Below are 23,302 nucleotides of genomic sequence, written 5' to 3'. Positions count from 1 at the left end.
CCATGAATATATGTATCGATCGGTATTTATATTGCGGAGGTGAGCTGTGCGTTGTCAATGAATTCTGTATCGATTAGTATAAATGGCGGAGGATGTGATGATGAGAACAGGCAGACCAAGACAATTTGACCGGGATGAAGCGGTGATCAAAGCGATGCACCTTTTCTGGGAGAACGGCTATGAATCAACCTCGCTGGCGCAGCTCAAAGCCTCTATAGGTAAAGGCATCACCGCGCCAAGCTTCTATGCCGCGTTTGGATCGAAAGAGGCACTCTTTGCTGAAACCGTGAACTGTTATTTGCAAACCCATGCTCAGGTCACGGAAGCTTTGTGGGATACCCGCGTGCCCGCTCGGCAGGCGCTGGAAACCGCGCTGCTCAACTCCGCCAGAATGCAGTACGATCCTTCGCATCCGCGCGGATGTATGGTTGCGCTAAGCGTGATGTCTTCCTGCTCCGATGAAAACCGCCACGTGTTAAAACCGCTTGAAGCATCGCGGATGCGTACTCGTGAAGGGATCAAGCATTGCGTTGAAAGAGGGATCAGCAGCGGTGAATTGAGAGATGAGGAAGAGACGCTTTCGCTGGCGGTCAGCTTCAACAGCTTTATGCTGGGCATCTCGACGCTGGCGCGGGATGACGTCCCTCTCGCCGAAATTGAGCGGGGAATCGCTCAGATGATGAGGTTATGGGATGCCTCGCGGACTATCCCACAACCTTAAACAGCGCGTTACGGTTTGCGCTTTAGCGTAATGCGGGTCAACTCCGATGGTCGGCCCAAACGCACCGCCATGCCAGGCCAGAGCGCGGTGCCATTGTTGACGTAGAGCTGCATGCCGTCGACCTGATACAAACCCGACACGAAGCCCGCGTTGGGTTTGGCAAACAGGCGATCAAAGCCAACAATCAGGCCGCCGTGCGTGTGGCCAGACAGCTGTAGATCGATGTTTTTCAGCGCATTTTGCCGGGCGTTGCGCGGCTGGTGGTCGAGCAAGATCACCGGAGCGTTTTCCGGCGCACCGGCCAGCGCCAATTCCAAATCGGGGCCAACTGCGCCACGTCGTGCTGCTGACGTATCCGGCATGCCGGCGATCACTAGCTCGGCGCTATCGCGCTTAATCACCGTATGGCGATTGAGTAACGGCTCAAGACCCAGCGATGCCAGATGCGCGGTCCAGCGCTCCTGCTCAAAGAAATATTCGTGATTGCCGGTGATAGCAAACACGCCATCGCGGGCATGCAATCCGCGCAACGGCTCGACGTCCGCGCGACGATTCTGCAGCGTGCCATCAATCACATCGCCGGTGACCAGAATCAGATCGACATCCAGCGTCATGGCTTTTTGCACCAGCGCGCGCGTCCATTTCTCGTTGAAGAGTTTGGTGATGTGCATATCGGTCAACTGCAACAGTTGATAGCCTTCGAATTCGCGCGGAAGGTTGTCGATCTCAATGGTCACATCTTTGATCGGCGGCACGCGGGTAGCCTGATAAACGCCAACGGTGGCCAGAATCAAGGCAAACGCCGCCGCCACATAACGCACCGCAGGCACAATTTCAAAAGGATGGCGGAACAACAGCGAAACCAGCGCCACCATATCAATCACAAACTGCGTCAGCGCGAGGAATAACACGGCACTGAAACCCCAGTTGAACAGGATGACGATGGCGCGCGGCATTTCCGGCGAGAACATGCTGCCAGAGGTAAAACGGCTCACCAGCAGATATTGCGAAGCCAGCAACACCAGCAGAGAAAGGATGATTTTTAACAGCAAGGGCATGGCTAACGGGAACAAAAATCGGGCGATCACATACCAGCTCGGTATGCTGAAAATCAGATGGAACATCATTCACTTCCCTGGTCTAAGAGCGCTGATTTAGCGCAAAAATTTATCCGCAAAGAACATTACTGACCGCACTGTTGATAAAACCGCATCATCGGGTGATGCCTTCAGCCAGCGTGGCCATCAGCAATGCCCGACGAGATTCGAGTTCACTAATTTGGCGTTCAATATCCGCCAGTCGCTTATATTGCACAGCCTGAGTTTCCGGGCAGAATGCTGCCCCTTCGATCATGCGCATACAATCCGGAAAAGAGCAGATTTCGGCAATGCTGAAACCGGTATTGATGAGCCGTTGAATCTGGCGCACCTGGGTGATCGCCTGTGGCGGGAAAAAACGGTATCCATTGCAGGCACGTGTTGAAGTTAGCAGATGATGGCGATCGTAATGACGAATGGCGCGCACGCTCACACCTGTCTCTCTTGCCAGCTCTCCAATTGATAACTGCATAAGTGACTCCCCATAAAGCGGCTTGACTCTGACATCAGTGTCAGGGTTCAGGATAGCCGGGAATCATTCATTTAAGGAGATTTTTTATGCTGTTACTTTTTAAACGCACAATGTTTATCGGCGTTCTCATGCTCTTTTCTGCCACGCTGTTTGCCGCTGAGAAGCAGTACTCCATTACCGCGCCAGATGGCGTGAAGCTGGCAGTACAGGAATCAGGTAATCCTGATGGTTTACCTATTGTGTTTATTCATGGTTTGCTTGGCAGCCACTTAAACTGGGAAAAACAGATCAGTGACGCGCAGTTACAGCAACGCTATCGGCTGATTACATTCGATATGCGTGGGCACGGTTTATCCGACAAGCCAGAACAAGAATCAGCTTACCGCGATGGGAAACGCTGGGCCGACGATCTCCGCGCAGTAATTAATCAAAGCCATGCCAATAAGCCATTATTAGTCGGATGGTCATTGGGCGGGGCGGTTATCACCAACTACCTGGCGGCCTATGGTGACGGTAATATCAGTGGCGCTATCTACGTCGACGGTGTGGTAGAGCTCAATCCCACATTGATTCCGGCGCATGACGTATATGGCGCAATGACGGCAAGTGATTTGAAAACACATCTGGATGGCGAGCGGGCCTTTCTGCAGCTATGTTTTTACCAGCAACCTGACCGCACCACCTTTGAACGCCTGCTGGCCAACGCCGCGCTGGCTGCGTGGCCCATGCAACGAGCGGTGCCCACCATGACCATTGCATTAGAAAAAGGAGTAAAAAATGTGCGTGTGCCGCTGCTGTTCATCTACGGTGAGCATGATGCATTGGTGAATCCTGCTGCATCTCTCGCCAGAGTAAAGCGTATCAATTCGCGCATTCAGACACAGATGTTTGCCGATTCTGGCCATGCGCCATTTATCGAAGAACCTGCGCGTTTTAATCGAACACTGGCAACGTTTGCTTCAGCTTTATAAAGTCTCAGGGCCGCCATCTTCGGCGGCCCTTATCCCGCGTTCACCACGGAGGATGCATGCAACGCCAGCAGCTGTTCGACTACATCATTCAGCACTATCAGGTAGAACCCGATTATCCGTGGAAAAAGCACAGTGAATATGCGGTGCTGCGTCATCCGCGGCACCGCAAATGGTTTGCGCTGGTGTTCCCGCTGGAGAGTCATAAACTCGGTTTGCCGGATGGGCCGGTGATTGACGTGATGAACATCAAAGCGCGCCCCGAACTCACTGGATCGCTGCGCCAGTTGCCCGGCGTTTATCCGGCTTACCACATGAACAAAGAACATTGGTTGAGTATCACGCTGGAGAAAGGCTTGCCGGACAGCGAAATTCTGGCGCTACTCGATGACAGCTTTAGCCTGACATTTTAGTGACGCTGTAACTTTTTTAACGTGAGCGACGCGACGGCATCATGCGCACTAAAGTGTTGTCTTTAAATAGATAATGATGTGCCAGCGCGGCAACGGCGTGAATGCCGATCAGCCAATAACCATATGGCGCGAGGGTCTCATGCCAGTCCGCAATCGTGTCGGCGAAATCCGGATCAGGATCGCCACTCACCGGCATCGGAATACCAAAAATCCACCAGGTTCGTCCCATATAGAAACGCGACAGAATCCCCAGCGTCGGTAAGACGATGAAAAACACGTAGATCGCCAGATGCATCAGATGCGCCAGCCCGGTTTGCCAGTGCGGTGGTTTGGGCACAATTGCCGGGCTGCGATGACGAAAACGCAGCAGGATGCGCGACAGCATAATCACCAGCACACAGCTTCCAGCGCTGAAGTGACCAATGATCATCGCAAAGCCTTGCCACGAACCGCGCGTCGCCAATCCACGAAATTCCATGGTGCAATACGCAGTGACGACTAACAGGAAGGTCAACCAATGAAGAAAAATCTGCGATGGGGCATATTTATTGCTCATCTCTAGTCCGTAAAAAATGCCTGGCGGGACGTCTACTTTAAGGGAAAATGCGCTGAATTAATTCATATTTTGACGCATCAGCAACAGCGTTTTTAATTTTCCGCTTCCGTTGCCACCAATAACTGACTCAGCAAGATTTTCAGTTGCGCTTGCTGCGCTGCATCCAGCGTTTCCAGCAGGCTATTTTGCGTTTGCGTATGTACCAGCAGGGCTTGCTCGATCTTCGCTAATCCTTCTTCAGTCAGCGCCACCAGCATGCTGCGCTTATCGCCGGGATCGGCAACGCGCACAATCGACCCCACTTCTTCCAGCCGATTGAGGCGATTGGTCATCGCGCCCGATGTCACCAGCAATGATTTATAAAGCTGGGTCGGCGACAAGCGATAGGGGGCGCCTGCGCGTCGCAGCGTCGCCAGCACATCAAATTCGCCGTCGCGAAAACCAAACGGTGCCAGCGCTTCAGCGCGGGTTTTCGCCAGATGTTGCATGATGCGCAGCATACGGCCAAAAACCGCCATTGATGACGCATCCAACTCCGGCATCGCGCTGGCCCATTGTTCAACTACAAAATCGACGTGATCGGTCAAGCGGCTAACTCCTGAGTTTGATGTAAGAAGGTGCGCATGAATGCGCACCCTACGAAAAACGCGCCAATCTTTATAGGGTTGCCATTTATGGCGACCGAAAAACGCGGCATTTATGGCGACCATATCTCATCACCATTTGTTGCTTTGTGCGCATGGGCTATTGCTGCTGCGAAAAGTATCTTAACGTTAAGATACTTTTAATGTGCAAGGAGATGCAAAGTGAATCGTACTTTACCTGCGGTTGGGATGTTTGCCTTACTGGTTTTTGTTATCGCACTGAATTTGCGGCCGATTATGGCGGCGATGGGGCCGCTGTTTCCGCTACTGCAGCGCGACGCGCAGCTTAGTGCCACGCAGCTTAGCCTACTCACCACGTTGCCGGTGATCATGATGGGATTAGTGGCGCTGGCGGGTCCGCTATTGTTGCGTCGGCTTGGCGAAGTGCGCGGTATCGCTGTTGGATTGTTGTTGCTGGCGCTGGCGAGTATCGCGCGTGGATTCGAGCAATCTGCCACAGCGTTGATTACCAGCGCGCTGGTGGCGGGGTGCGGTATCGGATTGATTCAGGCCTTAATGCCAGCGCAGATCAAACGTCACTTCGGTGCGAAAGCGGGCACGCTGATGGCGCTGTTCACCACCGGAATTATGGCGGGTGCAGCGATTGCCGCTGCCAGCGCTGCACCGTTGGCCAATGCGCAAGGTTTAGCGTTAACGCTGGCGATTCCGGTGGTGCCCGCAATCATCGCGCTGTTGCTGTGGCTGACGATTTCACGCGGCATCGCGCCGACACACAGCAATCAACCTCCACGCGCCGCTCGCTCAACGCGCGCCTGGCTGTTGATGATCTTCTTTGGTATTGGCACCGGTGCGTACACTCTAGTGCTGGCGTGGCTGCCGCCGTTTTATATGCAGCACGGATGGCGACCGGATCAGAGCGGTTACGTGTTGGGCGCGCTGACGCTGACGGAAGTGGCTGCGGGCTTTGTGCTGTCGGCGCTGATCCATCGCTTCCGCGATCGCCGCCGCCCGTTGCTGGTGGTGTTAACCCTGATTCTGCTGGGATTGATCAGTTTGCTAACGCTGGGCGGCGCGCAGGCGTGGCTGCCTACATTGCTGCTCGGATTAGGCATTGGCGCGCTGTTCCCGCTCTCGCTGATCGTCACGCTTGATCATGCGCACACGCCGGAAGAAGCGGGCGCATTGCTATCCTTCGTGCAGGGCGGCGGTTATTTGCTGGCGGCGTTGATGCCGCTGGTCGCTGGCATCGTGCGTGACCGCGCCGCCTCGCTCGATAGTGCGTGGATAATCATGAGCGTGGGCATTGTGTTGCTGATGGTGATGGCGCTGCGGTTTAAACCACAGAGAATGTGATAAAACGTGGGGGAAATTTTTTAACGTAGGGTCGTCATTTATGACGACCTGGCAAAACAAGGAGCAACAATGTCGCCACAAGTGGGAATCGGCGTTTTAATTTTCCGCGACGGGAAACTGTTATTGGGACAACGCAATGGCAGCCACGGCGCGGGCGACTGGTCTGCGCCGGGCGGGCATCTGGAGTTTGGCGAATCGCCGGAAGCCTGCGCGCGTCGAGAAGTGCTGGAAGAAACCGGCCTACAGCTTGGCGAACTGCAAAACGGCGCGTTCGTTAGCGATGTGTTTCCCGAGGTCAACAAGCACTACATTACGCTACTGATGGTGGCGCAGGATGCAATCGGTGAACCACAACTGATGGAGCCTGAAAAGTGCCACGGCTGGCAATGGTTCGCACCAGACAATCTGCCGCAACCGCTGTTTGCGCCACTGCGCACATGGATGGCACGCGACGGATTGGCGGCGCTGCAGGCGTTGGCTACAGGGCGATAATCGCCTCGATCTCAATCTTTAAATCCGGCGAGAAAAGTTGACTAATTTGTACCAGCGAACTCGCCGGCAGATGTTCGCCATAATGTTTAAACAGCACGCCGCGTAAAGCGTTGATCTCATCAAATGAGGTGATAAAAATCGTCACCTTGATTAGCTTTTCCAGCGAACTCTTTTCTTCAGCCGCGATGGTATGCAACTGCTGGAATATAGTTTCTGCTTGTGTAGCGATATCGGCCTGCTGCGCTGGCGTACCGAAAGCGGTCAAGCCAGAGACATATAAAGTTTCATTGTGCTTTACCGCGTGCACATAAGGCGCTTTGACTTCACCCAATTGCGGATAGTTTTTACGCATCAGCATCTGCTACTCCTTAAACAATGTTTAGAACCATCACAGTAACATCTTCATCAGCAATCTCGCGCTGCTCCACATCCTGCCAGCCGAAGCGGCGATAGAGCGCTTGTTGATCCGGCGTATACAGCCACAACGCGCTAATCCCACGCAGACGCGCTTCAGTAATCAAGCGCGTCACCAAAGTGCTCGCCAACCCTTTACCGCGATGTTCGGCAGCCGTAATCACTTCGCCAAGCCAAAACTCGCGCTCGGCGATATCGTGCAGTTCGTAATGGATAATGCTGGCGGTCGCCATCAATTCGCCATCGGATGTGGTGGCAACCAGCGTCAGCGTTTTTGCCTCCGCTTGATTCCGCGCCTGCAAACGCTGCTGAATCACCGCCGCATCACGCCAGTTGGGGAAATCCGACCATTCGCGATGCAGCATTTGCGTCACTGCATCCAATAACTGTGGCTGTTGCGCCAGCAGGTTGATGTGCATTCCGATTCCTAAAGGTGGCGGGCGAGAGTGACAACATAACGGTTAGCTACTGATATTGCCAAGCAAACGGCGATCGACAGTCGCGGCAGGCATCATCTGCAGAATACCGTGCTCCAGCATATCGCCCGCATGTTGCAATGCTTCGAGTGGCATCGCCGGTAATCGCTCCAGCACAAACCACATCTGCGTTTGCTCAATACTGAGACGCGTGCGCACACCTTGTCGCCAGTTCCAGCGCCGACAAGTTACGCCTGCGTTATCCCGCCATACCACTTCGCCAGGTTCTGGAGATTCATGGCTCAACACGCCTTCTTTATAGACATCGAAGGATTCGCTGCCATCGGCGCGTGTCAGTTGCGGGTTGCCCACGTAAGCGGCCACATTCTCACCGCCGACCGGAATGGCGAAACGAATGCTCACCGCATTGTAGAGATCAACGATCGGATCGATGGCCGCCATAGTTCCGTCGCGCTGCACGCGCTTGCGCAACGCATCTGCTGAACAGGGCGTGCGCTTCGGTTTAGCGCCAAAGCGTTTGAACATCTCAGCCCATTGCGTCAGATGTGCTTCCGCCCACGGAAAGTCATTCTGCAACATGTCGCGACACGCTTGCGCTAAGGCTTCTTCACCAACGTGCGGACGCTCCACTGGCGCAGCCTGAACTAAAATGCTGAGCGCGGTAAAGTCAGGCGCTAAGGCAGAAACGGAAGGATCGATTGACGGGCTAAAGGTGAACATAACATAATCCTGTAATGACTAATTTATTCCATGATAGTGACCGATGAAGAAGAAAGTCAATAAATTGACCGAAACAGGTTCTGATATCGACTGCGTGAGCGCCGCCGTATCAGCCAGTGTTAAAAGCTTCCGCCAACAGCAAAAACTGTCGCTGGATGAGTTGTCACGCCGCGCGGGCGTCAGTAAAGGCATGTTAGTTGAGATTGAGAAAGGCAGCGCAAATCCCAGCATCGCCATTCTGTGCAAAGTGGCGGCTGCGCTGGGAATATCGGTGGCCGATATTGTGAATGTCACCGCCGATCCGCTCGCGCATCTGGTTGCTGAAGAGGATATACCGGTGTTATGGCAAGGCGAAAAGGGCGGCACGGCGCGTTTGCTGGCGGGCACCCGAGGGCCGGATATGATCGAGCTGTGGCGTTGGGAGATGTTTCCCGGCGAACAATTTGCCTCGCCGGGTCATCCGCAGCGCACTTACGAACTACTGCATGTCGAGCAGGGCGAACTCACGCTGAAGGTTGATGAACAGCAGTTGCAGGTGCCGCGCGGCAGTTCAGCGGTGGCAAAAACCGCTGCGCCGCACAGTTATGCGAACCTCGGCGAACTGCCGCTGATTTTCACCATGGCTGTTGCCGAAATTCACAGTTAATCCACTTCGTTCGCCAGCGCCACCGCATCTTTACCGGCAGGAATGCGCATCGGAGCATGCGAATCGATAGCATAGCGGTGGCAGAAGTAGCGGAACGCGTCAGCTATCGCTCAGCCAGTGCTTACAGCGTGGCATTCAGTCGTTACGTTAGACAGCTACCGGCGTGGTTCGCCGCAGAAGAGGAAATTTAAATCTAATACTTCAGAAATTATTTCAGCATCAATTGATGGGGTATTGACCTATTTGGCTAATTTTTCTTATCGGCTAAAAGTTCTCATCGTTACTGGTTGTTAAGGTTTGTCTTATTAATTTTAATGAATTCCGCGAAAACCACTGTAAGAATTTAAGGACAAAGCTTAAGTTCTTTTAAATAATTAATGGTTAATGTTCTTGCGCATTTACGATCCCTTACACAGGTGTGAGACATGAAAACCAAATCTTTTTTATCCAGCCGAAATATTGGCCTGGATCTGCTGCGTGCAGGACTGATTATTGAAGGTGTTTTATTACACGCTTCCCGTAGTTTACCCGGAGAAAACAGTTGGATTTATAACTCTCAGCGCGACCCTTCAACACTCTTTACAGCCTTATTAAGTTTGATACATACGTTCAGAATGGAAGTTTTTTTCTTTTTATCGGGTATGTTTTCAGCACTCATTATTCTAAGGAAAGGGCGAGCGTTTTTTCATGATAATCGACGTAAACGCGTACTTCTGCCACTGCTATCTGCCTATATCATTATTCCTCCATTAATGTACTGCCTTGAAAAGCAAATGAGTACCTCTGTGATAACCTTAAAAGGCGTGCTAGAAAGTTATGCGACCCTGCATCATTTATGGTTTTTGGTTTCCTTAAGCATCATGTCATTACTGATCCCCAATCGATTTTATCAGTGGTGCGCCCGTTATTTCGCCAAAATGCCGCTGCCATTCCTGATTGCATTATTGATAGTATTGGGCAATCTATTCTTTGTTTTGAAGTTTCTGACAAAAGGTCAGGGCGATTTTATTAATTTAATTCCAGTCACTGCACGTTTCCTTGTGTATTATACTGCTGGCTATGCTCTGTATATCCATCGCGGCAATATTTCATGCTATAGCAACAGTATCGTTATGAATGGCGGGTTAATTGCTGCTCTGGCTATGGCAATATGGTTAGGTTTCTTTATGGTGGCAGAGTTTCATATTGAAGGCGCGATGAAGTACTTGCCTACGCTTGCAGGTAGCGTCTTTTCAGTTTTGTTATCCTATTGGTTAGTATTTAAGTTTGAAAAAATTCAGATTAAAGAAAACCGCATGCTGACTACTATTATCGATTCAGCGTTAGTGATTTACTTATTGCATTATCCAGTAGTTATTGCATTTTCCTGGTTGTTAGATACCTGGCTCCCGGCACAATTCTCAATCATTTATGTGTTGATAGATTTTGTCATTGGTATTGCAGTAAGTGTTGTGTGTTACTTTCTCATAAAACAATCGCATTACGCTTCCTTCATTTTTGGGGTAAAGCCAAAAATGAAGAAGTTTACATGACCGCTTGGGTGAAAATTGTTCGATATGCGCTTTATCGGACAATAAATTAATACTCTTCAAGCGGGCTATCAATCAGCGGAACAATTTTTTCAAAATTAATGCCGATACCGCTTGAAGCGTTCATCGCCAACCTGGCGGGAAGTTGCCGATCAATCACGAGGGTGCAGCGATGGGTGTTTGCGTCAAAATCCATGATTCAGGCTTCACTTCGAGTGTTTTCAAAGGTACGCACGACGTAGGGGTCGCCATCCATGGCGATCACTTCATCAGCCATGCACCTGCTGCGTGCGCCGATCCCTCACCGTGACATACAAAAACGCCAGCACAAACAGCGCCGCGTAGATCACCACAATGGTTGGACCCGGCGCGCTATCGAGGAAGAACGAGGCGTACACGCCGCTGAAACCCGTTACCATCGCAATGCCAATCGCCAGCAACATCACCTGCACAAAACGGCGCGCCAACAGCAAGGCGATAGCGCCGGGCGCGATCAGCATGGAAATCGACAGAATTACGCCCACCGATTTCAGCGCAGCGACGATGGTTAGCGAGATCAAACACAGCAAACCGTAATGCATTAATTTGCCGTTGATACCGCAGGCGCGCGCCTGATTGGGATCGAACGCGTGCAGCAGTAAATCGCGCCACTTAATGCCAATTAGCACACTGACAATCACTGCAATGGACGCGGTCTGGATGATATCCGCCAGGCTGATACCCAGCATATCGCCGAACAAAATGTGGTCGAGATGCACTTCAGGCTGCAGTTTCAGGTACAGCACCAAACCGGCGCCAAACATGCCGGAGAAGACGATGCCCATCACCGTATCGGGTTTGATGCGGCTGTTTTCGCTGATGTAGCCGGTTGCGACGGCGCACAGCATCCCGGCGACAAACGCGCCGATGGCGTACGGCAAGCCAATCAGCCAGGCGATCACCACGCCGGGAAATACCGCGTGGCTCATCGCATCACCGAGCAATGACCAACCTTTCAGCACCAGAAACGCCGACAGCATCGCGCACGGCAGCGACAGCACCAAGGTGGTGATCAGCGCCATGTTCATGAATTCGAACTGGAAAGGACTCAACAGTAATTCAGCCATTTACGCCGTCCTCCAGGGTATGACGCGCACGACGGCGCGCCGCCAGCACGCCATGTTTTGGCGCGAAGACAAAGGCCACTAAAAATACCAGCGTTTGTGCCACCACAATCACGCCGCCAGTCGCGCCGTCGAGGAAGTAGCTGCTCCACGCGCCGAGAAAACTGGTGACGCTGCCAATGGCGACGGCGATCATCAACAGACGTGGAAAACGATCGGTCAGCAGATAGGCGGTCGCGCCGGGCGTCACCACCAGACAAATCACCATAAAGGCGCCGACGGTTTGCAGCGCGGCGACGGTGGACGCAGAGAGCAGGGTAAAGAACAGGATCTTCAGCCGCAGCGTATTCAAACCGAGTGAACGTGCGTGGCTCTCGTCAAAGAAGGTCACCATCAGATCTTTCCACTTCAGCAGCAGAATGGTCAGGGTGATAAAGCCAATCGCGCCGAGCTGCCAGATATCAGCGGGCGCAACCGACAAAATATTGCCCAGAACGATGGTTTGAATGTTCACCGACGTGGGATTAAGCGACACCAGAAACAGGCCGGTGCCGAAAAACGACGAGAAAATCAGACCGATGATGGCATCTTCTTTTAAACGCGTGCGTTGATTAAGAAACAGCATGCTGCCAGCCGCCAGCCCGCCGGAGAGAAACGCGCCGATTGAAAAGGGCAGTCCGAGCATATACGCGCCCGCCACGCCGGGCACAATCGAGTGCGACAGCGCATCGCCAATCAGTGACCAGCCTTTCAGCATCAGGAAGCAGGAGAGAAATGCGCAAATCGCGCCGACCAGCGCCGCGATCCACATCGCATTCAGCATGTATTGATAGCCAAACGGTTCAATAATCCACGACATGGTTCGCTCCCCGGTCCGGATTTTTATCTTTCATCAGTTGCATCAACACCGCGTTACGCTCATGCAGCGCGCCATCAAAGGTCTGCGCCAGATTGTCGGCAGTGAAAGTGTCATGCAACAGGCCGCTCGCCAGCACGGTGTTTTTCACCAGTACGCAGCGATCGCAGAAATCGGGGATGGCGTTGAGATCGTGGGTGGAAACCAGCATGGTGCGGCCTTCGTCGCGCAGCTCTTTCAGCAGGGCGATAATCGCGGCTTCGGTTTTGACGTCAACGCCGGTAAACGGCTCGTCCAGCAGGATAATCTGGCCACTTTGCGCCAGCGCGCGCGCCAGAAACACGCGTTTCTTTTGCCCGCCCGACAGCTCGCCAATCTGACGATGACGATAGGCGCTCATTCCCACGCGTTCCAGCGCCTGATCTACGCTCAGTTTATCGGCGGCACGCGGAATACGCAGCATGCCCATGTAGCCGTAGCGGCCCATCATTACCACATCTTCCACCAGCACCGGGAAGCTCCAGTCGACTTCCTCCGCTTGCGGAACATAAGAAACAATATTGTGTTTCAGCGCCTTATTGGCCGGTAAACCGGCCAGCGTTACCGCGCCTGAGGAGAGCGGCACAAATCCCATGATCGCTTTAAACAGCGTGGATTTGCCAGAGCCGTTAACACCAATCAGCGCGGTAATGCTGCCTGCGGGCACGCTAAAAGAGGCTTTACGCAGCGCCGTGTGGCCGTTGCGGTAGGTAACGCCGACATTCTCGACGAGTAAACCTGCGGCTGGGTTCATTTCTGACTTCCTTCTGTGATGCCTTTCACCACGGTTTCAGTGGTGACGCGCAAGAGATCCAGATAGGTCGGCACCGGGCCATCGCTGTTGCTCAGCGAATCGACGTACAACACGCCGCCGTAATGAATACCGGCTTCACGCGCCACTTGTTGAGCAGGTTTGGCCGAGATGGTGCTTTCACTAAAGATGGCTGGAATTTGATGATCGCGCACCGCATCGATCACTTTACGCACCTGCTGCGGCGTGCCTTGCTGATCGGCGTTAATCGGCCATAAATAGAGTTCTTTCAAACCGAAATCGCGCGCCAGGTAAGAGAACGCACCTTCACTGGTCACCAACCACCGTTTATCGGTGGGCAGTTTGTCGATAGCGGCACGCATCGGCGCGATGGTCTGCTGAATCTGCGCTTTGTAACGCTCGGCGTTGGCCTGATAAATCGCGGCATTGGCGGGATCGTATTTTTGCAGCGCATTACGGATGTTATCGACGTAGATCAGCGCGTTATCCGGCGACATCCACGCATGCGGATTGGGTTTGCCGTTGTACGGGCCTTCGGTGATGCCCATTGGCTCAATGCCTTGCGTCACGGTAACCTGCGGCACATCCTTGAGGCGCTGGTAAAAACGGCTGAACCACAATTCCAGATTAAAGCCGTTTACCAGGATTAGATTGGCACCTTGCGCGCGACGAATATCGCCTGGCGTGGGTTGGTATTCGTGGATTTCTGCGCCGGTTTTGGTAATCGACGTCACCTCCGCCGCATCACCCGCAACGTTTTTCGCCATATCGGCGATCACCGTAAAAGTGGTTACCACTTTAAGTTTTTCAGCCGCGGACGCGGTAAACGCGCTGAGTGACAGCAGGACAGCAATCGCAGGCAAGAGGCGTTGAGTGAACATGATCATCTCCAGAGAAATATAGCCAATGCTATAATATATAGCTGATGCTATTTATATGAGTCATTTTTGTTCGCAATGCCAGTATCTAGACGAAAATTTACGAAAGGGGAACGGTATATAAAGGCGGGATTTTGTCGGGTGCGCATCTCTGCGCACCGGGGAAGTCAGCGCATTAATCAGCTGGCGTCAAAAATCACATACAACTTGCGCATGGTGTTTTCAATTACCCAGGTGCCTTCAGTATTGGCTTCAAAGAACAACGAATCGCCGGGTTTGAAGTGCAGCGTCTCTTCGCCATCCGGCGTGAAAGAGCCGTTTCCGTTGAGGAAGTGCATGATTTCGGCCTGTTTCACCGAGCGGCGATAGGAGCCGACACCGCATTCGAATATTCCCGTATCGATATCTTCTTTACCGGGAATCACTTTCTGAATGCCGGATAACGCGATGCTGCCGGTGCCAGGCAAACCTTCCACGCTGCCCCAATCTTCCATGACTGCGATGGCGGCGGGTTGGGTGATTTTTTGGACTTTCATTATTTTCCTCTGAATTAAGTGTTATACGGTTGAGATTCCAGGTCGCCATGAATGGCGACACTGCGGCAACAGTCGCAGGTGGTGGAGACCACGTTGCCCAGCACGCGGCGCAGAAAATCCTGGGTGCGGGGCTCCTGCGGTTTTAGCAGGATTTGATCGGCGGGACCTTGTTCGACAATTTGGCCGCTGTGCAGGAAACAGACGCGGTCAGCGACTTCGCGCGCAAACTGCATTTCATGCGTCACAACAATCATCGTCATGCCTTCACGCGCCAGATTGCGCATCACCTGCAGCACTTCGCCCACCAGTTCTGGATCGAGCGCTGAGGTTGGTTCATCAAACAATATCGCTTTTGGTTGCAGCGCCAGCGTGCGGGCAATCGCCACGCGCTGCTGTTGACCGCCGGAAAGCTGCGTTGGCCATGCGTTGATCTTCTCCGCCAGCCCAACCATAGCCAGCAATTCTTTGGCGCGCTTTTCCGCCACATGACGCGGTTCGCCATTAACGTGAATCGGGCCTTCCATCACGTTCTCTAACACGCTTCGATGCGGAAAGAGGTTGAAGCGCTGGAACACCATGCCGATCTTACGGCGCAGATCGTTGATGCTTTTATGTTTGTTATTGACGCGCTGGCCCAGCACGTTGATGTCGCCGCCTTCGTAAGTTTCCAGGCCATTGATGCAGCGCAAAATGGTTGATTTCCCGGAACCCGACGGGCCGATCAAACACACCACTTCGCCTTCGCTGACGTTGAAACTCACGCCTTTCAGCACTTCGACATGGCCGAATTTTTTGTGCACATCACGAATTTCAATCATCTCAGGCTCCTTTAATCTGGCGTTTTTCCAGCTGCTTGGTCAGCGCCAGCAACGGCAGGCACAGCACCAGATAGAGCAGCGCCACCAGCGTATACACCGTGGTGTTATCAAAGGTGGACGCGGCAATCAGCTGGCCCTGGCGCGTCATCTCGGTGACGGCGATGGTGGAAGCCAGCGCGGAATCTTTCAACATCATCACCAGCGTGTTGCTGTAAGGCGGCAGGGCGACATGAAACGCCTGCGGCAGCACCACGCGGCGCATCGCTTTCGGGAAACTCATGCCCATTGAGCGCGCGGCTTCGAGCTGGCCGCGATCCACCGATTCAATGCCGGCGCGGAAAATCTCAGCGATATAGGTTGAAAAGCAGAAGGCGATACCGATCACGCTGGCCTGAAATGACGACAGCGTGATGCCAATATCGGGGAAGACAAAATAGATATAAAACAGCACCACAATCATCGGCAGGCCGCGCGTAATATTAATGACGGTCGCAATCGGCCAGGAAATTATTTTCCACGGACACATCTTCGCCGCCGCAAAAATCAGTCCCAATGGTGTGCTGATTATCAGGGACAAAATGGTGATGTAAATCGTCATTTCGGCCCCTTTTAACAGGAAGGGCAGATAAACGTGAATACTACTCCAATCCATGATGATCCCCTGCAGAAAAATTTCATTTTAATGAATATCCCCGATGGCGAATCACTGTCAATCTTTACCCGCCGAACAGAGATAGTTTTTACTTATTGTCGTCATACGAATAGGCTATAGGTTAAATAATGCTTGTTATCAAAAGGGTTAATCCGGAATTGTGAATTCACGCAGTGTGATTAAATAAAACATTGACAGACACCTGACTAATTTCATTATAGTGAAAATGACGTTCGCCCTTTTCATTTGATTCAGGAGTGAGTTATGTCTGCTAATCGTTCCCGGTTATTATTCACGTGTATGGCGGCTGCATTTAGCCTCAATGCTCAAGCGGCGGCGCTGACCGCCGGTTCACCGCCTTCCAGTGCGCCAACCACTTTTCTCGATACCCAAAGCGGCAAAATCGAAGGCTTCATGCCGGATGTGGCAGCCGAAGTGGCGAAACGCCAGCACCTCGATATTAATTACACCGCCATCCCATTCTCTACGCTGATTCAATCGGTGATTGCCGGCAAAATCGACATGATTGTGGCCGGTATGACGCCCACCGAAGAACGTGCAAAACGCATTACGTTTTCGCAGCCGGTGACCGCGTTTGGCGCGGGTTTGGTGGTGCGTGACGACAACAAAAAGACCTATAACTCGTGGCAGGATGTGAAAGGTGACATCGTCGGCACCATGGCGGGCACCGATTACACCCAAAGCCTGATGGCGAGCGGCATCGCCAAAGAGGTGAAGGTGTATGACAGTCCGGCGGATATGACGCGCGATTTATCGCTCGGACGTATTGCGGCAGGCATGAATGATTATCCGATCCTGAAAGCGCAGGAAAAAGCCGGCGGCCTGAAAGGGATGCACGTTATTGACGGTTATAAACCCGAACATGTTTCGCCGATGGCGTTTGGCGTGAAAAAGGGCAACGACCCATTAATGGCGCAGATTAATAGCGCGCTGACTGCGATGAAAGAAGACGGCACTTTGCAAACCATTAAAACCAAATGGGGCATGCCATAACGTCGCTGCGGCATATTTTGCTGTCTCGCACCGGTAATTTCAGCGATAAACACAGTATCAGGGAAATAAACGCGGCGACTGCGCTGTGCGAAATTGGATAAAGTTATCCGCTGGAAGGGTAAAAACCGATGAAGAAAGTGAATATCAGTGACGAAGCAACGGATGCGCAGGACGCGGATATTGGATCGCGCCTGAAACGGATTCGTAAGGCGCGCAATATGACCATCACTGATTTGGCGCAGCTGGCGAATGTGTCTGCTGGCGCTATCAGCCAGATCGAGCGCAACCTGACCAATCCCACCGTGCGCGTGTTAGAGCAGCTGAGATTAGTGTTGAAAGTGCCACTTTCAGCCTTTCTTGAAGAGAATCAAACCAACCTGCGCGGCGCGGAACATTATGTGCGTCGCGCCGTTGAGCGGCCGCATTTCAATGTCGGCAAGCGCGGGATCTCCAAGGAGATGTTGTCGCCGTCAGGCGATCACGATTTGCAGTTTATGTTCATCAATGTGCCGCCGGGCGTGCGTTCCGATGAGATGTTAATGGGCAAGGGCGAGAAGGCCGGTTTGGTGATGGAAGGTGAGCTAACGCTGGAGATTGATGGCGACAGCGCCATCTTAACTGCGGGCGACAGCTTCCAGTTCCAGAGCCATTTACCGCACAACATTTTTAACCATAGCGCGAGTGAAGCCAGAGTATTGTGGATCATGCACATTCCCTCTGAACATCATTTGTGATTTCGTCACCGACGTGGCGTGCAGGACTTGAGACGATGCGTATAAAAATCAATGCAGTAGCAGACAGTGAACGCTTTCCCGAATCCGTTGATGTGATAGTCATTGGCGGCGGCATTATTGGCACGTCGGTGAGTTACGAACTGGCAAAACAGGGCGTTTCCGTGGCGCTGTTTGAAAAGGGCGTGATCGGCGGCGAGCAATCCGGTCGTAACTGGGGCTGGGTGCGCCAGCAAAACCGCGACCTGTATGAGCTGCCGATGGCGATGCGCAGTTTGCAGCGCTGGGACGAGTTGAGCAGCGAAATCGGCCTCGATCTCGGCTTCTCGCGTCAGGGCATTACTTACGGCACGCAGAGCGAAAGCGACCTGGCGCGCTGGGAAGCGTGGGGCAAACAGGCGAAGCAAATTGGTTTCGTTAGCCATCTGATGACTGCGCAAGAGACGCGCGAACGCATCGGCAACAATTCTCCGTGGATTGGCGGCGTGTGGTCGCCCAGCGATGGACGCGCGGAGCCGTCACTGGCGGCACCGGCAATTGCGACTGGCGCGAAAAACCTTGGCGCATCAATCCAGCAAAACTGCGCGGTGCGCGGCCTCGATGTTTCCGGCGGACGCGTGACCGGCGTCTGGACCGAGCGCGGCCTGGTGAAAGCCAATCGCGTGATCTGCTGCGGCGGCGCGTGGAGCTCACGCTTCTGCAAGCAATACGGCATCGAACTGCCGAGCGCCAACATTCTGGGTACCGCGTTCAAAACCACGGCGGCACCTGAAGTGATCAAAGGCTGTCTCAGCACCGGCGGGTTGTGCATCCGCCGTCGTCAGGATGGCAGCTACACCGTGGCGCTCTCCGGGCGCGGGCAGATTGACCTCGCACCGCAAAACATCCGTTACGCCACCAAGTTTTATCCGATGTTTCGCAGCAAGATCGCTAAGAAGCTGAAGATGCGCATCAATGGCTCGTTCTTCAACGGCCCGGAAGCCGCCGGTTCATGGTCTAACCAAGGTGTGTCGCCGTTTGAGAAGATTCGTACTCTCGATCCGGCACCGGATAACGGCATTGTGCAGGAAGCAATGCAGGCGCTGGTGCAGCTTTATCCGGAGTTGAACGGCATTAAAGTGGATCACGCGTGGGGCGGCTGGATTGATACCACGCCGGATCTGGTGCCGGTGATTGATGAGATGACCAGCATGCCGGGCTTGTTTATCGCCTCCGGCTTTAGCGGCCACGGTTTTGGTATTGGGCCGGGCGCAGGCTTGCTGTGCGCGCAGATGGTGAATAACAAACCGCTGTTCACCGATATGAAGCCGTACAGTCTGGCGCGTTTCGCCAAAGGTCAGGCGATCCGTGAACCGCAGATGATGTAATCACAACCCCGACACCGTAGGGTCGTCATTCATGACGACCTTGCCGCTGACCGCACGATACTTTCCAGGTCGCCATAAATGGCGACCCTACAAATTACACATCTAACCGATGAATCACGTTCACAAACTCATGTACGCCGCTGTTAATTTCCCGCAGGCTGCGTGACAGCACGCTGATTTTATCCTGCTCGGTCACCACAAACTGCTTCACCTCATTAAGCTGTTGCTCCATCTGCGCAATCAAACTGGCGTTGTGTTCCACCACCTGCGTAATCTGCTTGGTGGCGCTGGAGGTGGATGCCGCCAAACGCCGCACTTCGCCCGCCACCACGCTGAATCCACGGCCCGCTTCACCCGCGCGCGCCGACTCAATCGCCGCATTTAGCGCCAGAATATTGGTTTGTGAAGCAATCAGGTTGATGGTCTCGACTACCTCGCTAATGCTCTTCGCCGAGGCATTGAGCTCGGCACCAATTGCCGTCGCCGCATTCACCTGCACCGCCACCAGACCGGAATTGCGGATGGTTTCATCCAGCACTTCATTGGCGTTGTCGGTGATTTGTGAGGTCTCTTCAGACGTGGTCAGCGCGATGTCGGCCACACGCTTGGCAGCTTCCACGCGCGCGGTGATATCCGAGGCGATTTTGATCACCTTGTAGACCTTGCCATCCGCGTCATAAACCGGGTTGTAGCTGGCTTCAAGCCAGATGCGTTCACCGCTGGCGGTTTTGCGTTCGAAGCGGCCAACAAAGTGTTCACCTTTGGCCATCTTGCGCCAGAAGTCCGGATTTTCGCGGTAGAAGTTATCGAAGCAGAAAATACGATGATGTTGACCAATAACGGCAGCCAGCTCATATCCCATATGCTTTAGAAAGTTGCTATTCGCCGTGAGGATTTGTCCATCTGGCGTAAATTCAATGACCGCCATGGAAAGATCCAACGCGGTGATCACCGCTTCTTTATGCTCCAGCTCCTGGTGCCGTTCTGTAATATCTGACGCCACCTTGATCACTTTGTAAACATGGCCTTTGTCATCGCTCACCGGAAAATAGGTGGCGCTGAGATAGAAGCGCTGGCCTAGCTTATTGAAGCGTTCAAAGATGCCGGTCACCGATTCGCCCGACGCCAGCGTTTGCCAGAAAGCGAGGTAGCGTGAGGATTGGCTGTGTTGCCGGCTGCAGAAGATGCGGTGATGTTTCCCCTGAATCTCATTCAGCTGGTAGCCGGTGGTGGCAAGGAAGAGATGATTGGCAGTAAGAATCTCGCCGTTGGGCGTAAATTCGATCCATGCCACATGCTGTTTGATCGCATTGATATCTTTAACCACATCGCCACTTTTATAAAACGGCAAGGTAAGACTCGACTTTTTCACACCAAACATGGGAAGCCTCAGGCGATTATTGTGCTGTTGAACGTAAGGCGTGCAGCACCAATCTGCTCACGTTCAGGACGTGTCGCTTAGGCTGCCCGCAGATCCCCTTCGCCGTACACTTGAACGTGTCTCTGCGCGCCGCAGCGCCGCATGGGGGTATTTAATTAACCGACCTGATGTTTTCAAAGGTACCGATCAGAGCGTAGTCGAACTCTGCATCGTTAGTTATCGGCGGCCTTTTTTAAAGGTTTAATTTAAATGCATGTAAAAGAGTTGTTCATAAACTTCGGTTAATTTGCTGCTGCAAACTGGCATAACGCCACCTTCCTGACTAAACAGTTAAACGTCCTTGATATTTCCCTTACGCATTCCTGATGCGATGTTGCGGGTTCGCTTGATGCGCGGACCTAACCTTTTGCCGGTCAGACGACGTAACGCTGGCCCATCACGGAGTTGATGATGAACAACCACAAATCTGCGCTTTCTGCTGTCGCCATCGCTACCTTCAGCGCGTTGCTGACGCCAGCTCCGGCGCTGGCATGGGATAGCCTGACCGTGTTTGGCGATAGCCTGAGTGATAGCGGCAACGTGGGCCGCTTTACCTTCGACGGTGCACAACATCCTTTATATGACGAGATTCTTGCCGCGCATTTGGGCGAGGACTTGCAGCGATCTACACTGGGCGGCAGCAATTATGCGCAGGGCGGCGCGGTGTCGGTGCCGAAGCTCGATCCGGAATTAAATACTCAGGATCAACTGGCGGGATACCTCGCCTCAACCGGCGGCCGCGCTGACAACAACGGTTTGTACATCCATTGGGTCGGTGCCAACGACATCGCCGCTGCCGTCACCAATCCGTTAACCGCCAGTGAAACCATCAGCAACAGCGCCAATCAATCGGTTGCACAGATCAAAACGTTGCTGGATGCTGGCGCGGGAGCGGTAATTGTGCCAACCGTACCGCAACTCGGTTCAACGCCTTATATGATCCAAACGGTGCTGCGCGTGTTAGGCACCGCAGCCACGCCAGCGATGGTGGCGGCGTTTCAGTCGCTGGATAGCGTCACCACGCCAGATAAAGCCGCGCGGCAACAGGCGGTGCAGGATGCGTTTACGCAAGCCGCGGGCGAAGTCTCTTCTGTTCCGGCGGTGCGCGACGCGCTGGCGCAGCAGCTTTACAGCGCATGGCAAGAACTCAGCGAGCAGGTTACTGCGCTCTCCGACGGCTATAACCAGCAGGAAGAAGCGGGACTGGCGACTCTGAATGGCAACATCGTGCGTGTTGATATAGCCGGGCTGTTTGATGAAGTGATCGCTAATCCCACGCAATATGGCCTCACCAACACTATCGGCATCGCGTGTCCGATTGGGACGTCAGCGGATGAGTGTCAATCCAGCACGCCGGGTTTTTCCAGCGCGCAGGATTATCTGTTTGCCGATCGCCTGCATCCAAGTCCAGCGGTGCACGCGATGATCGCCGATTACATTCAGTCGATTCTGGATGCGCCAGCGCAAGTGGCGGCGCTGTCACAATCGCCACTGATGATGGCGCGCGATACGCAAAACACGTTGGATGGGCATTTGCAGCAACAGCGTCAGCAGCCTGCCAGCGCCGGAAAGTTCACGGTATTTGGCGGCTATGCCGGGCAACATGTCGATTATCAGGGCGACAGCTGGAGCGACGGAAATGCCAACACCACCAACTTAACGCTGGGTATCGGCTATCAGATCACCGACAACTGGCAAACGGGTGTGCTGTTCTCCAACACCAATCAGCGCCAGGAACCTTCGTCGAACTACGACTATAAACTGCGCGGCAATCTGGTGGCGCTTTATAGCCAGCTGACGGTGTTCGATCAGGGCTGGATTAACGCCGATCTGCATTATGCCGATCTCGATTTCGACAGCATCGAGCGTGATATCCACATCGGCCCGGCCAAACGTACCGAGCAGGGTAGCACCAGCGGTAAATTGCTCGGCATGCGCGTGCAGACTGGCTGGACGCTGCCAATTACTGAAAATCTCAGCACCGGGCCGGTTGCCAGTTACGCGCTGGATTACGGTCGCGTCGGCGGCTACAGCGAGAACAGTGATAGCAGCACCGCGATGCGCTACTCCGATCAAACCACCCATTCACAGATTGGCTCAGTGGGTTGGCGCATCGACAGCAAACAGTGGGTGGTTAATCCCTGGGCACAGGTGAGCTACAACCATCAGTTTGGCGATACCGATTCCACGGTGCGTGCCGGATTGAAATCGACGCGTACTTCGTTTGAACGCAGCGTTGAGGCGCGCGATAAAAACTGGCTGGATCTGTCGCTAGGTGCCAACGTGCCGCTCGGCGAAACGGTGAATGCGTTTGCCGGGGTTTCAACCGTCGGTGGGAATAGCGATTACCATCAGGTGACCTGGAATGTCGGTGTGAACGCCACGTTCTAAGCATGCAGGCCAGTAACTGTTAGTTGCTGGCCTGTTAATTTATAACGATCACAAATGCTTTCTCTGCTTAGCATCAACCTTGTAATTCCGCGTTACCACTCCTGTTTCGTGCCATGTAAATAAAGAAGTTGTCTGCGATTAATCTGTAAATCGCCTCGCTGCCGCTACGCTTTTTTCCATTAATCATATTGTTGTCTGGCCATGCAAAAATCACATAAGTCAAATGCCCCAGTTAGAGTGGTACGCATCAACACATTAATTTTCAGTTACTTATACTCGATGGTGCAGTTACTTTCTCTTAA

General features: G+C 53.3%; 28 protein-coding genes. 12 read left to right on the top strand and 16 right to left on the bottom strand.

Annotation, left to right across the window (positions count from 1 at the left end; translation table 11 throughout):
* The first annotated feature begins 97 nt into the window (after positions 1-97).
* Positions 98-721, top strand: coding sequence for a TetR/AcrR family transcriptional regulator (locus NQH49_RS21605; RefSeq protein WP_256698781.1), 624 nt, complete (start codon positions 98-100; stop codon positions 719-721).
* Positions 722-729: 8 nt separating this feature from the next.
* Here NQH49_RS21605 and NQH49_RS21600 read toward each other — a convergent pair whose 3' ends face one another.
* Together NQH49_RS21600 and NQH49_RS21595 are read right to left on the bottom strand one after the other, a co-directional pair.
* Complete coding sequence (locus NQH49_RS21600) at positions 730-1,845, bottom strand: metallophosphoesterase (protein ID WP_256699145.1); 1,116 nt, start codon at positions 1,843-1,845, stop codon at positions 730-732.
* Between the two features lie 88 nt (positions 1,846-1,933).
* Positions 1,934-2,290 carry a MerR family transcriptional regulator gene (locus NQH49_RS21595; RefSeq protein ID WP_110866970.1) on the bottom strand — a complete coding sequence of 119 codons (357 nt, stop codon included), beginning with the start codon at positions 2,288-2,290 and terminating at the stop codon, positions 1,934-1,936.
* 86 nt (positions 2,291-2,376) lie between these two features.
* On the opposite strand from NQH49_RS21595, the gene NQH49_RS21590 reads away from it, so the two are divergent.
* Both NQH49_RS21590 and NQH49_RS21585 read left to right on the top strand, forming a co-directional pair.
* Positions 2,377-3,261 (top strand): alpha/beta fold hydrolase, encoded by an 885-nt coding sequence (locus NQH49_RS21590; protein WP_372340045.1) that lies wholly within the window; start codon positions 2,377-2,379, stop codon positions 3,259-3,261.
* 56 nt (positions 3,262-3,317) lie between these two features.
* A complete protein-coding gene (locus tag NQH49_RS21585; RefSeq protein WP_256698780.1) occupies positions 3,318-3,671 on the top strand; it encodes an MmcQ/YjbR family DNA-binding protein in 354 nt (117 codons plus the stop codon).
* A gap of 16 nt (positions 3,672-3,687) precedes the next feature.
* Here the strand turns inward: NQH49_RS21585 and cybB are convergent, their stop codons facing one another.
* On the bottom strand, positions 3,688-4,227 hold the full coding sequence (cybB, locus tag NQH49_RS21580; RefSeq protein WP_256698779.1) for a cytochrome b561: 540 nt from the start codon (positions 4,225-4,227) through the stop codon (positions 3,688-3,690).
* A gap of 92 nt (positions 4,228-4,319) precedes the next feature.
* Positions 4,320-4,814, bottom strand: a complete 495-nt coding sequence (locus NQH49_RS21575; RefSeq protein ID WP_256698778.1) for a MarR family winged helix-turn-helix transcriptional regulator — start codon at positions 4,812-4,814, stop codon at positions 4,320-4,322.
* Positions 4,815-5,033: 219 nt separating this feature from the next.
* Between NQH49_RS21575 and NQH49_RS21570 the strand changes: the two genes are divergently transcribed.
* Both NQH49_RS21570 and NQH49_RS21565 read left to right on the top strand, forming a co-directional pair.
* A complete protein-coding gene (locus NQH49_RS21570) occupies positions 5,034-6,185 on the top strand; it encodes an MFS transporter (RefSeq protein WP_256698777.1) in 1,152 nt (383 codons plus the stop codon).
* 69 nt (positions 6,186-6,254) lie between these two features.
* Positions 6,255-6,677, top strand: a complete 423-nt coding sequence (locus NQH49_RS21565) for a nucleotide triphosphate diphosphatase NUDT15 (RefSeq protein WP_256698776.1) — start codon at positions 6,255-6,257, stop codon at positions 6,675-6,677.
* Here NQH49_RS21565 and NQH49_RS21560 read toward each other — a convergent pair.
* From NQH49_RS21560 to NQH49_RS21550, 3 genes are read right to left on the bottom strand one after another with little or no spacing between them, the layout of a single operon-like run.
* A complete protein-coding gene (locus tag NQH49_RS21560; RefSeq protein WP_101761424.1) occupies positions 6,664-7,035 on the bottom strand; it encodes a RidA family protein in 372 nt (123 codons plus the stop codon). The two genes, NQH49_RS21565 and NQH49_RS21560, sit on opposite strands and share 14 nt — an antisense overlap.
* Before the next feature lie 10 nt (positions 7,036-7,045).
* Positions 7,046-7,510 carry a GNAT family N-acetyltransferase gene (locus NQH49_RS21555; protein WP_256698775.1) on the bottom strand — a complete coding sequence of 155 codons (465 nt, stop codon included), beginning with the start codon at positions 7,508-7,510 and terminating at the stop codon, positions 7,046-7,048.
* A 42-nt stretch (positions 7,511-7,552) separates the two neighbouring features.
* The gene (locus NQH49_RS21550; RefSeq protein WP_256698774.1) at positions 7,553-8,248 is read right to left on the bottom strand and encodes a B3/B4 domain-containing protein; all 696 of its coding nucleotides are present in this window, start codon (positions 8,246-8,248) and stop codon (positions 7,553-7,555) included.
* 43 nt (positions 8,249-8,291) lie between these two features.
* On the opposite strand from NQH49_RS21550, the gene NQH49_RS21545 reads away from it, so the two are divergent.
* The 3 genes from NQH49_RS21545 to NQH49_RS21535 all read left to right on the top strand — a co-directional run bounded on the left by NQH49_RS21545 (position 8,292) and on the right by NQH49_RS21535 (position 10,426).
* Positions 8,292-8,894: a helix-turn-helix domain-containing protein gene (locus tag NQH49_RS21545; protein WP_256698773.1), complete on the top strand. Its 603-nt coding sequence runs from the start codon at positions 8,292-8,294 to the stop codon at positions 8,892-8,894.
* 56 nt (positions 8,895-8,950) lie between these two features.
* Positions 8,951-9,085 (top strand): hypothetical protein, encoded by a 135-nt coding sequence (locus NQH49_RS21540; protein WP_256698772.1) that lies wholly within the window; start codon positions 8,951-8,953, stop codon positions 9,083-9,085.
* 234 nt (positions 9,086-9,319) lie between these two features.
* The gene (locus NQH49_RS21535; protein WP_256698771.1) at positions 9,320-10,426 is read left to right on the top strand and encodes an acyltransferase family protein; all 1,107 of its coding nucleotides are present in this window, start codon (positions 9,320-9,322) and stop codon (positions 10,424-10,426) included.
* A gap of 46 nt (positions 10,427-10,472) precedes the next feature.
* On the opposite strand, the gene NQH49_RS21530 is transcribed toward NQH49_RS21535, so the two are convergent.
* The 8 genes from NQH49_RS21530 to NQH49_RS21495 form a co-directional block, all read right to left on the bottom strand.
* A complete protein-coding gene (locus NQH49_RS21530) occupies positions 10,473-10,619 on the bottom strand; it encodes a hypothetical protein (RefSeq protein WP_256698770.1) in 147 nt (48 codons plus the stop codon).
* Positions 10,620-10,692: 73 nt separating this feature from the next.
* Positions 10,693-11,529, bottom strand: a complete 837-nt coding sequence (locus NQH49_RS21525; RefSeq protein WP_256698769.1) for a metal ABC transporter permease — start codon at positions 11,527-11,529, stop codon at positions 10,693-10,695.
* Positions 11,522-12,385 (bottom strand): iron/manganese ABC transporter permease subunit SitC, encoded by an 864-nt coding sequence (sitC, locus tag NQH49_RS21520; RefSeq protein ID WP_256698768.1) that lies wholly within the window; start codon positions 12,383-12,385, stop codon positions 11,522-11,524. Before sitC ends, NQH49_RS21525 begins: the two co-directional genes overlap by 8 nt.
* Positions 12,369-13,175 (bottom strand): manganese/iron ABC transporter ATP-binding protein, encoded by an 807-nt coding sequence (locus NQH49_RS21515; protein WP_179452669.1) that lies wholly within the window; start codon positions 13,173-13,175, stop codon positions 12,369-12,371. The genes sitC and NQH49_RS21515 overlap by 17 nt, the downstream gene beginning before the upstream one ends.
* Positions 13,172-14,074, bottom strand: a complete 903-nt coding sequence (locus NQH49_RS21510; protein ID WP_256698767.1) for a metal ABC transporter substrate-binding protein — start codon at positions 14,072-14,074, stop codon at positions 13,172-13,174. Before NQH49_RS21510 ends, NQH49_RS21515 begins: the two co-directional genes overlap by 4 nt.
* 176 nt (positions 14,075-14,250) lie before the next feature.
* Complete coding sequence (locus NQH49_RS21505; RefSeq protein ID WP_176972152.1) at positions 14,251-14,607, bottom strand: cupin domain-containing protein; 357 nt, start codon at positions 14,605-14,607, stop codon at positions 14,251-14,253.
* 14 nt (positions 14,608-14,621) lie between these two features.
* Positions 14,622-15,425: an amino acid ABC transporter ATP-binding protein gene (locus NQH49_RS21500; RefSeq protein ID WP_256698766.1), complete on the bottom strand. Its 804-nt coding sequence runs from the start codon at positions 15,423-15,425 to the stop codon at positions 14,622-14,624.
* A gap of 1 nt (position 15,426) precedes the next feature.
* Positions 15,427-16,077, bottom strand: a complete 651-nt coding sequence (locus NQH49_RS21495) for an amino acid ABC transporter permease (RefSeq protein ID WP_008108724.1) — start codon at positions 16,075-16,077, stop codon at positions 15,427-15,429.
* A 264-nt stretch (positions 16,078-16,341) separates the two neighbouring features.
* Between NQH49_RS21495 and NQH49_RS21490 the strand changes: the two genes are divergently transcribed.
* From NQH49_RS21490 to NQH49_RS21480, 3 genes are all read left to right on the top strand, one after another.
* Complete coding sequence (locus tag NQH49_RS21490; RefSeq protein ID WP_256698765.1) at positions 16,342-17,091, top strand: ABC transporter substrate-binding protein; 750 nt, start codon at positions 16,342-16,344, stop codon at positions 17,089-17,091.
* A 128-nt stretch (positions 17,092-17,219) separates the two neighbouring features.
* Complete coding sequence (locus NQH49_RS21485) at positions 17,220-17,825, top strand: cupin domain-containing protein (protein WP_256698764.1); 606 nt, start codon at positions 17,220-17,222, stop codon at positions 17,823-17,825.
* Between the two features lie 35 nt (positions 17,826-17,860).
* A complete protein-coding gene (locus NQH49_RS21480; RefSeq protein ID WP_256698763.1) occupies positions 17,861-19,189 on the top strand; it encodes an NAD(P)/FAD-dependent oxidoreductase in 1,329 nt (442 codons plus the stop codon).
* 94 nt (positions 19,190-19,283) lie between these two features.
* Here the strand turns inward: NQH49_RS21480 and NQH49_RS21475 are convergent, their stop codons facing one another.
* Positions 19,284-20,570 (bottom strand): methyl-accepting chemotaxis protein, encoded by a 1,287-nt coding sequence (locus NQH49_RS21475; protein WP_256698762.1) that lies wholly within the window; start codon positions 20,568-20,570, stop codon positions 19,284-19,286.
* 450 nt (positions 20,571-21,020) lie between these two features.
* Between NQH49_RS21475 and NQH49_RS21470 the strand changes: the two genes are divergently transcribed.
* Entirely contained in the window at positions 21,021-23,000 is a 1,980-nt protein-coding gene (locus tag NQH49_RS21470; protein ID WP_256699143.1) for an autotransporter outer membrane beta-barrel domain-containing protein, read from the top strand.
* Positions 23,001-23,302: the final 302 nt, after the last annotated feature.

Source organism: Pantoea trifolii (assembly GCF_024506435.1).
Classification (GTDB): domain Bacteria; phylum Pseudomonadota; class Gammaproteobacteria; order Enterobacterales; family Enterobacteriaceae; genus Pantoea; species Pantoea trifolii.
Note: the sequence above shows the minus strand (reverse complement) of the source record. Positions and strands in the feature narration are given on the sequence as shown.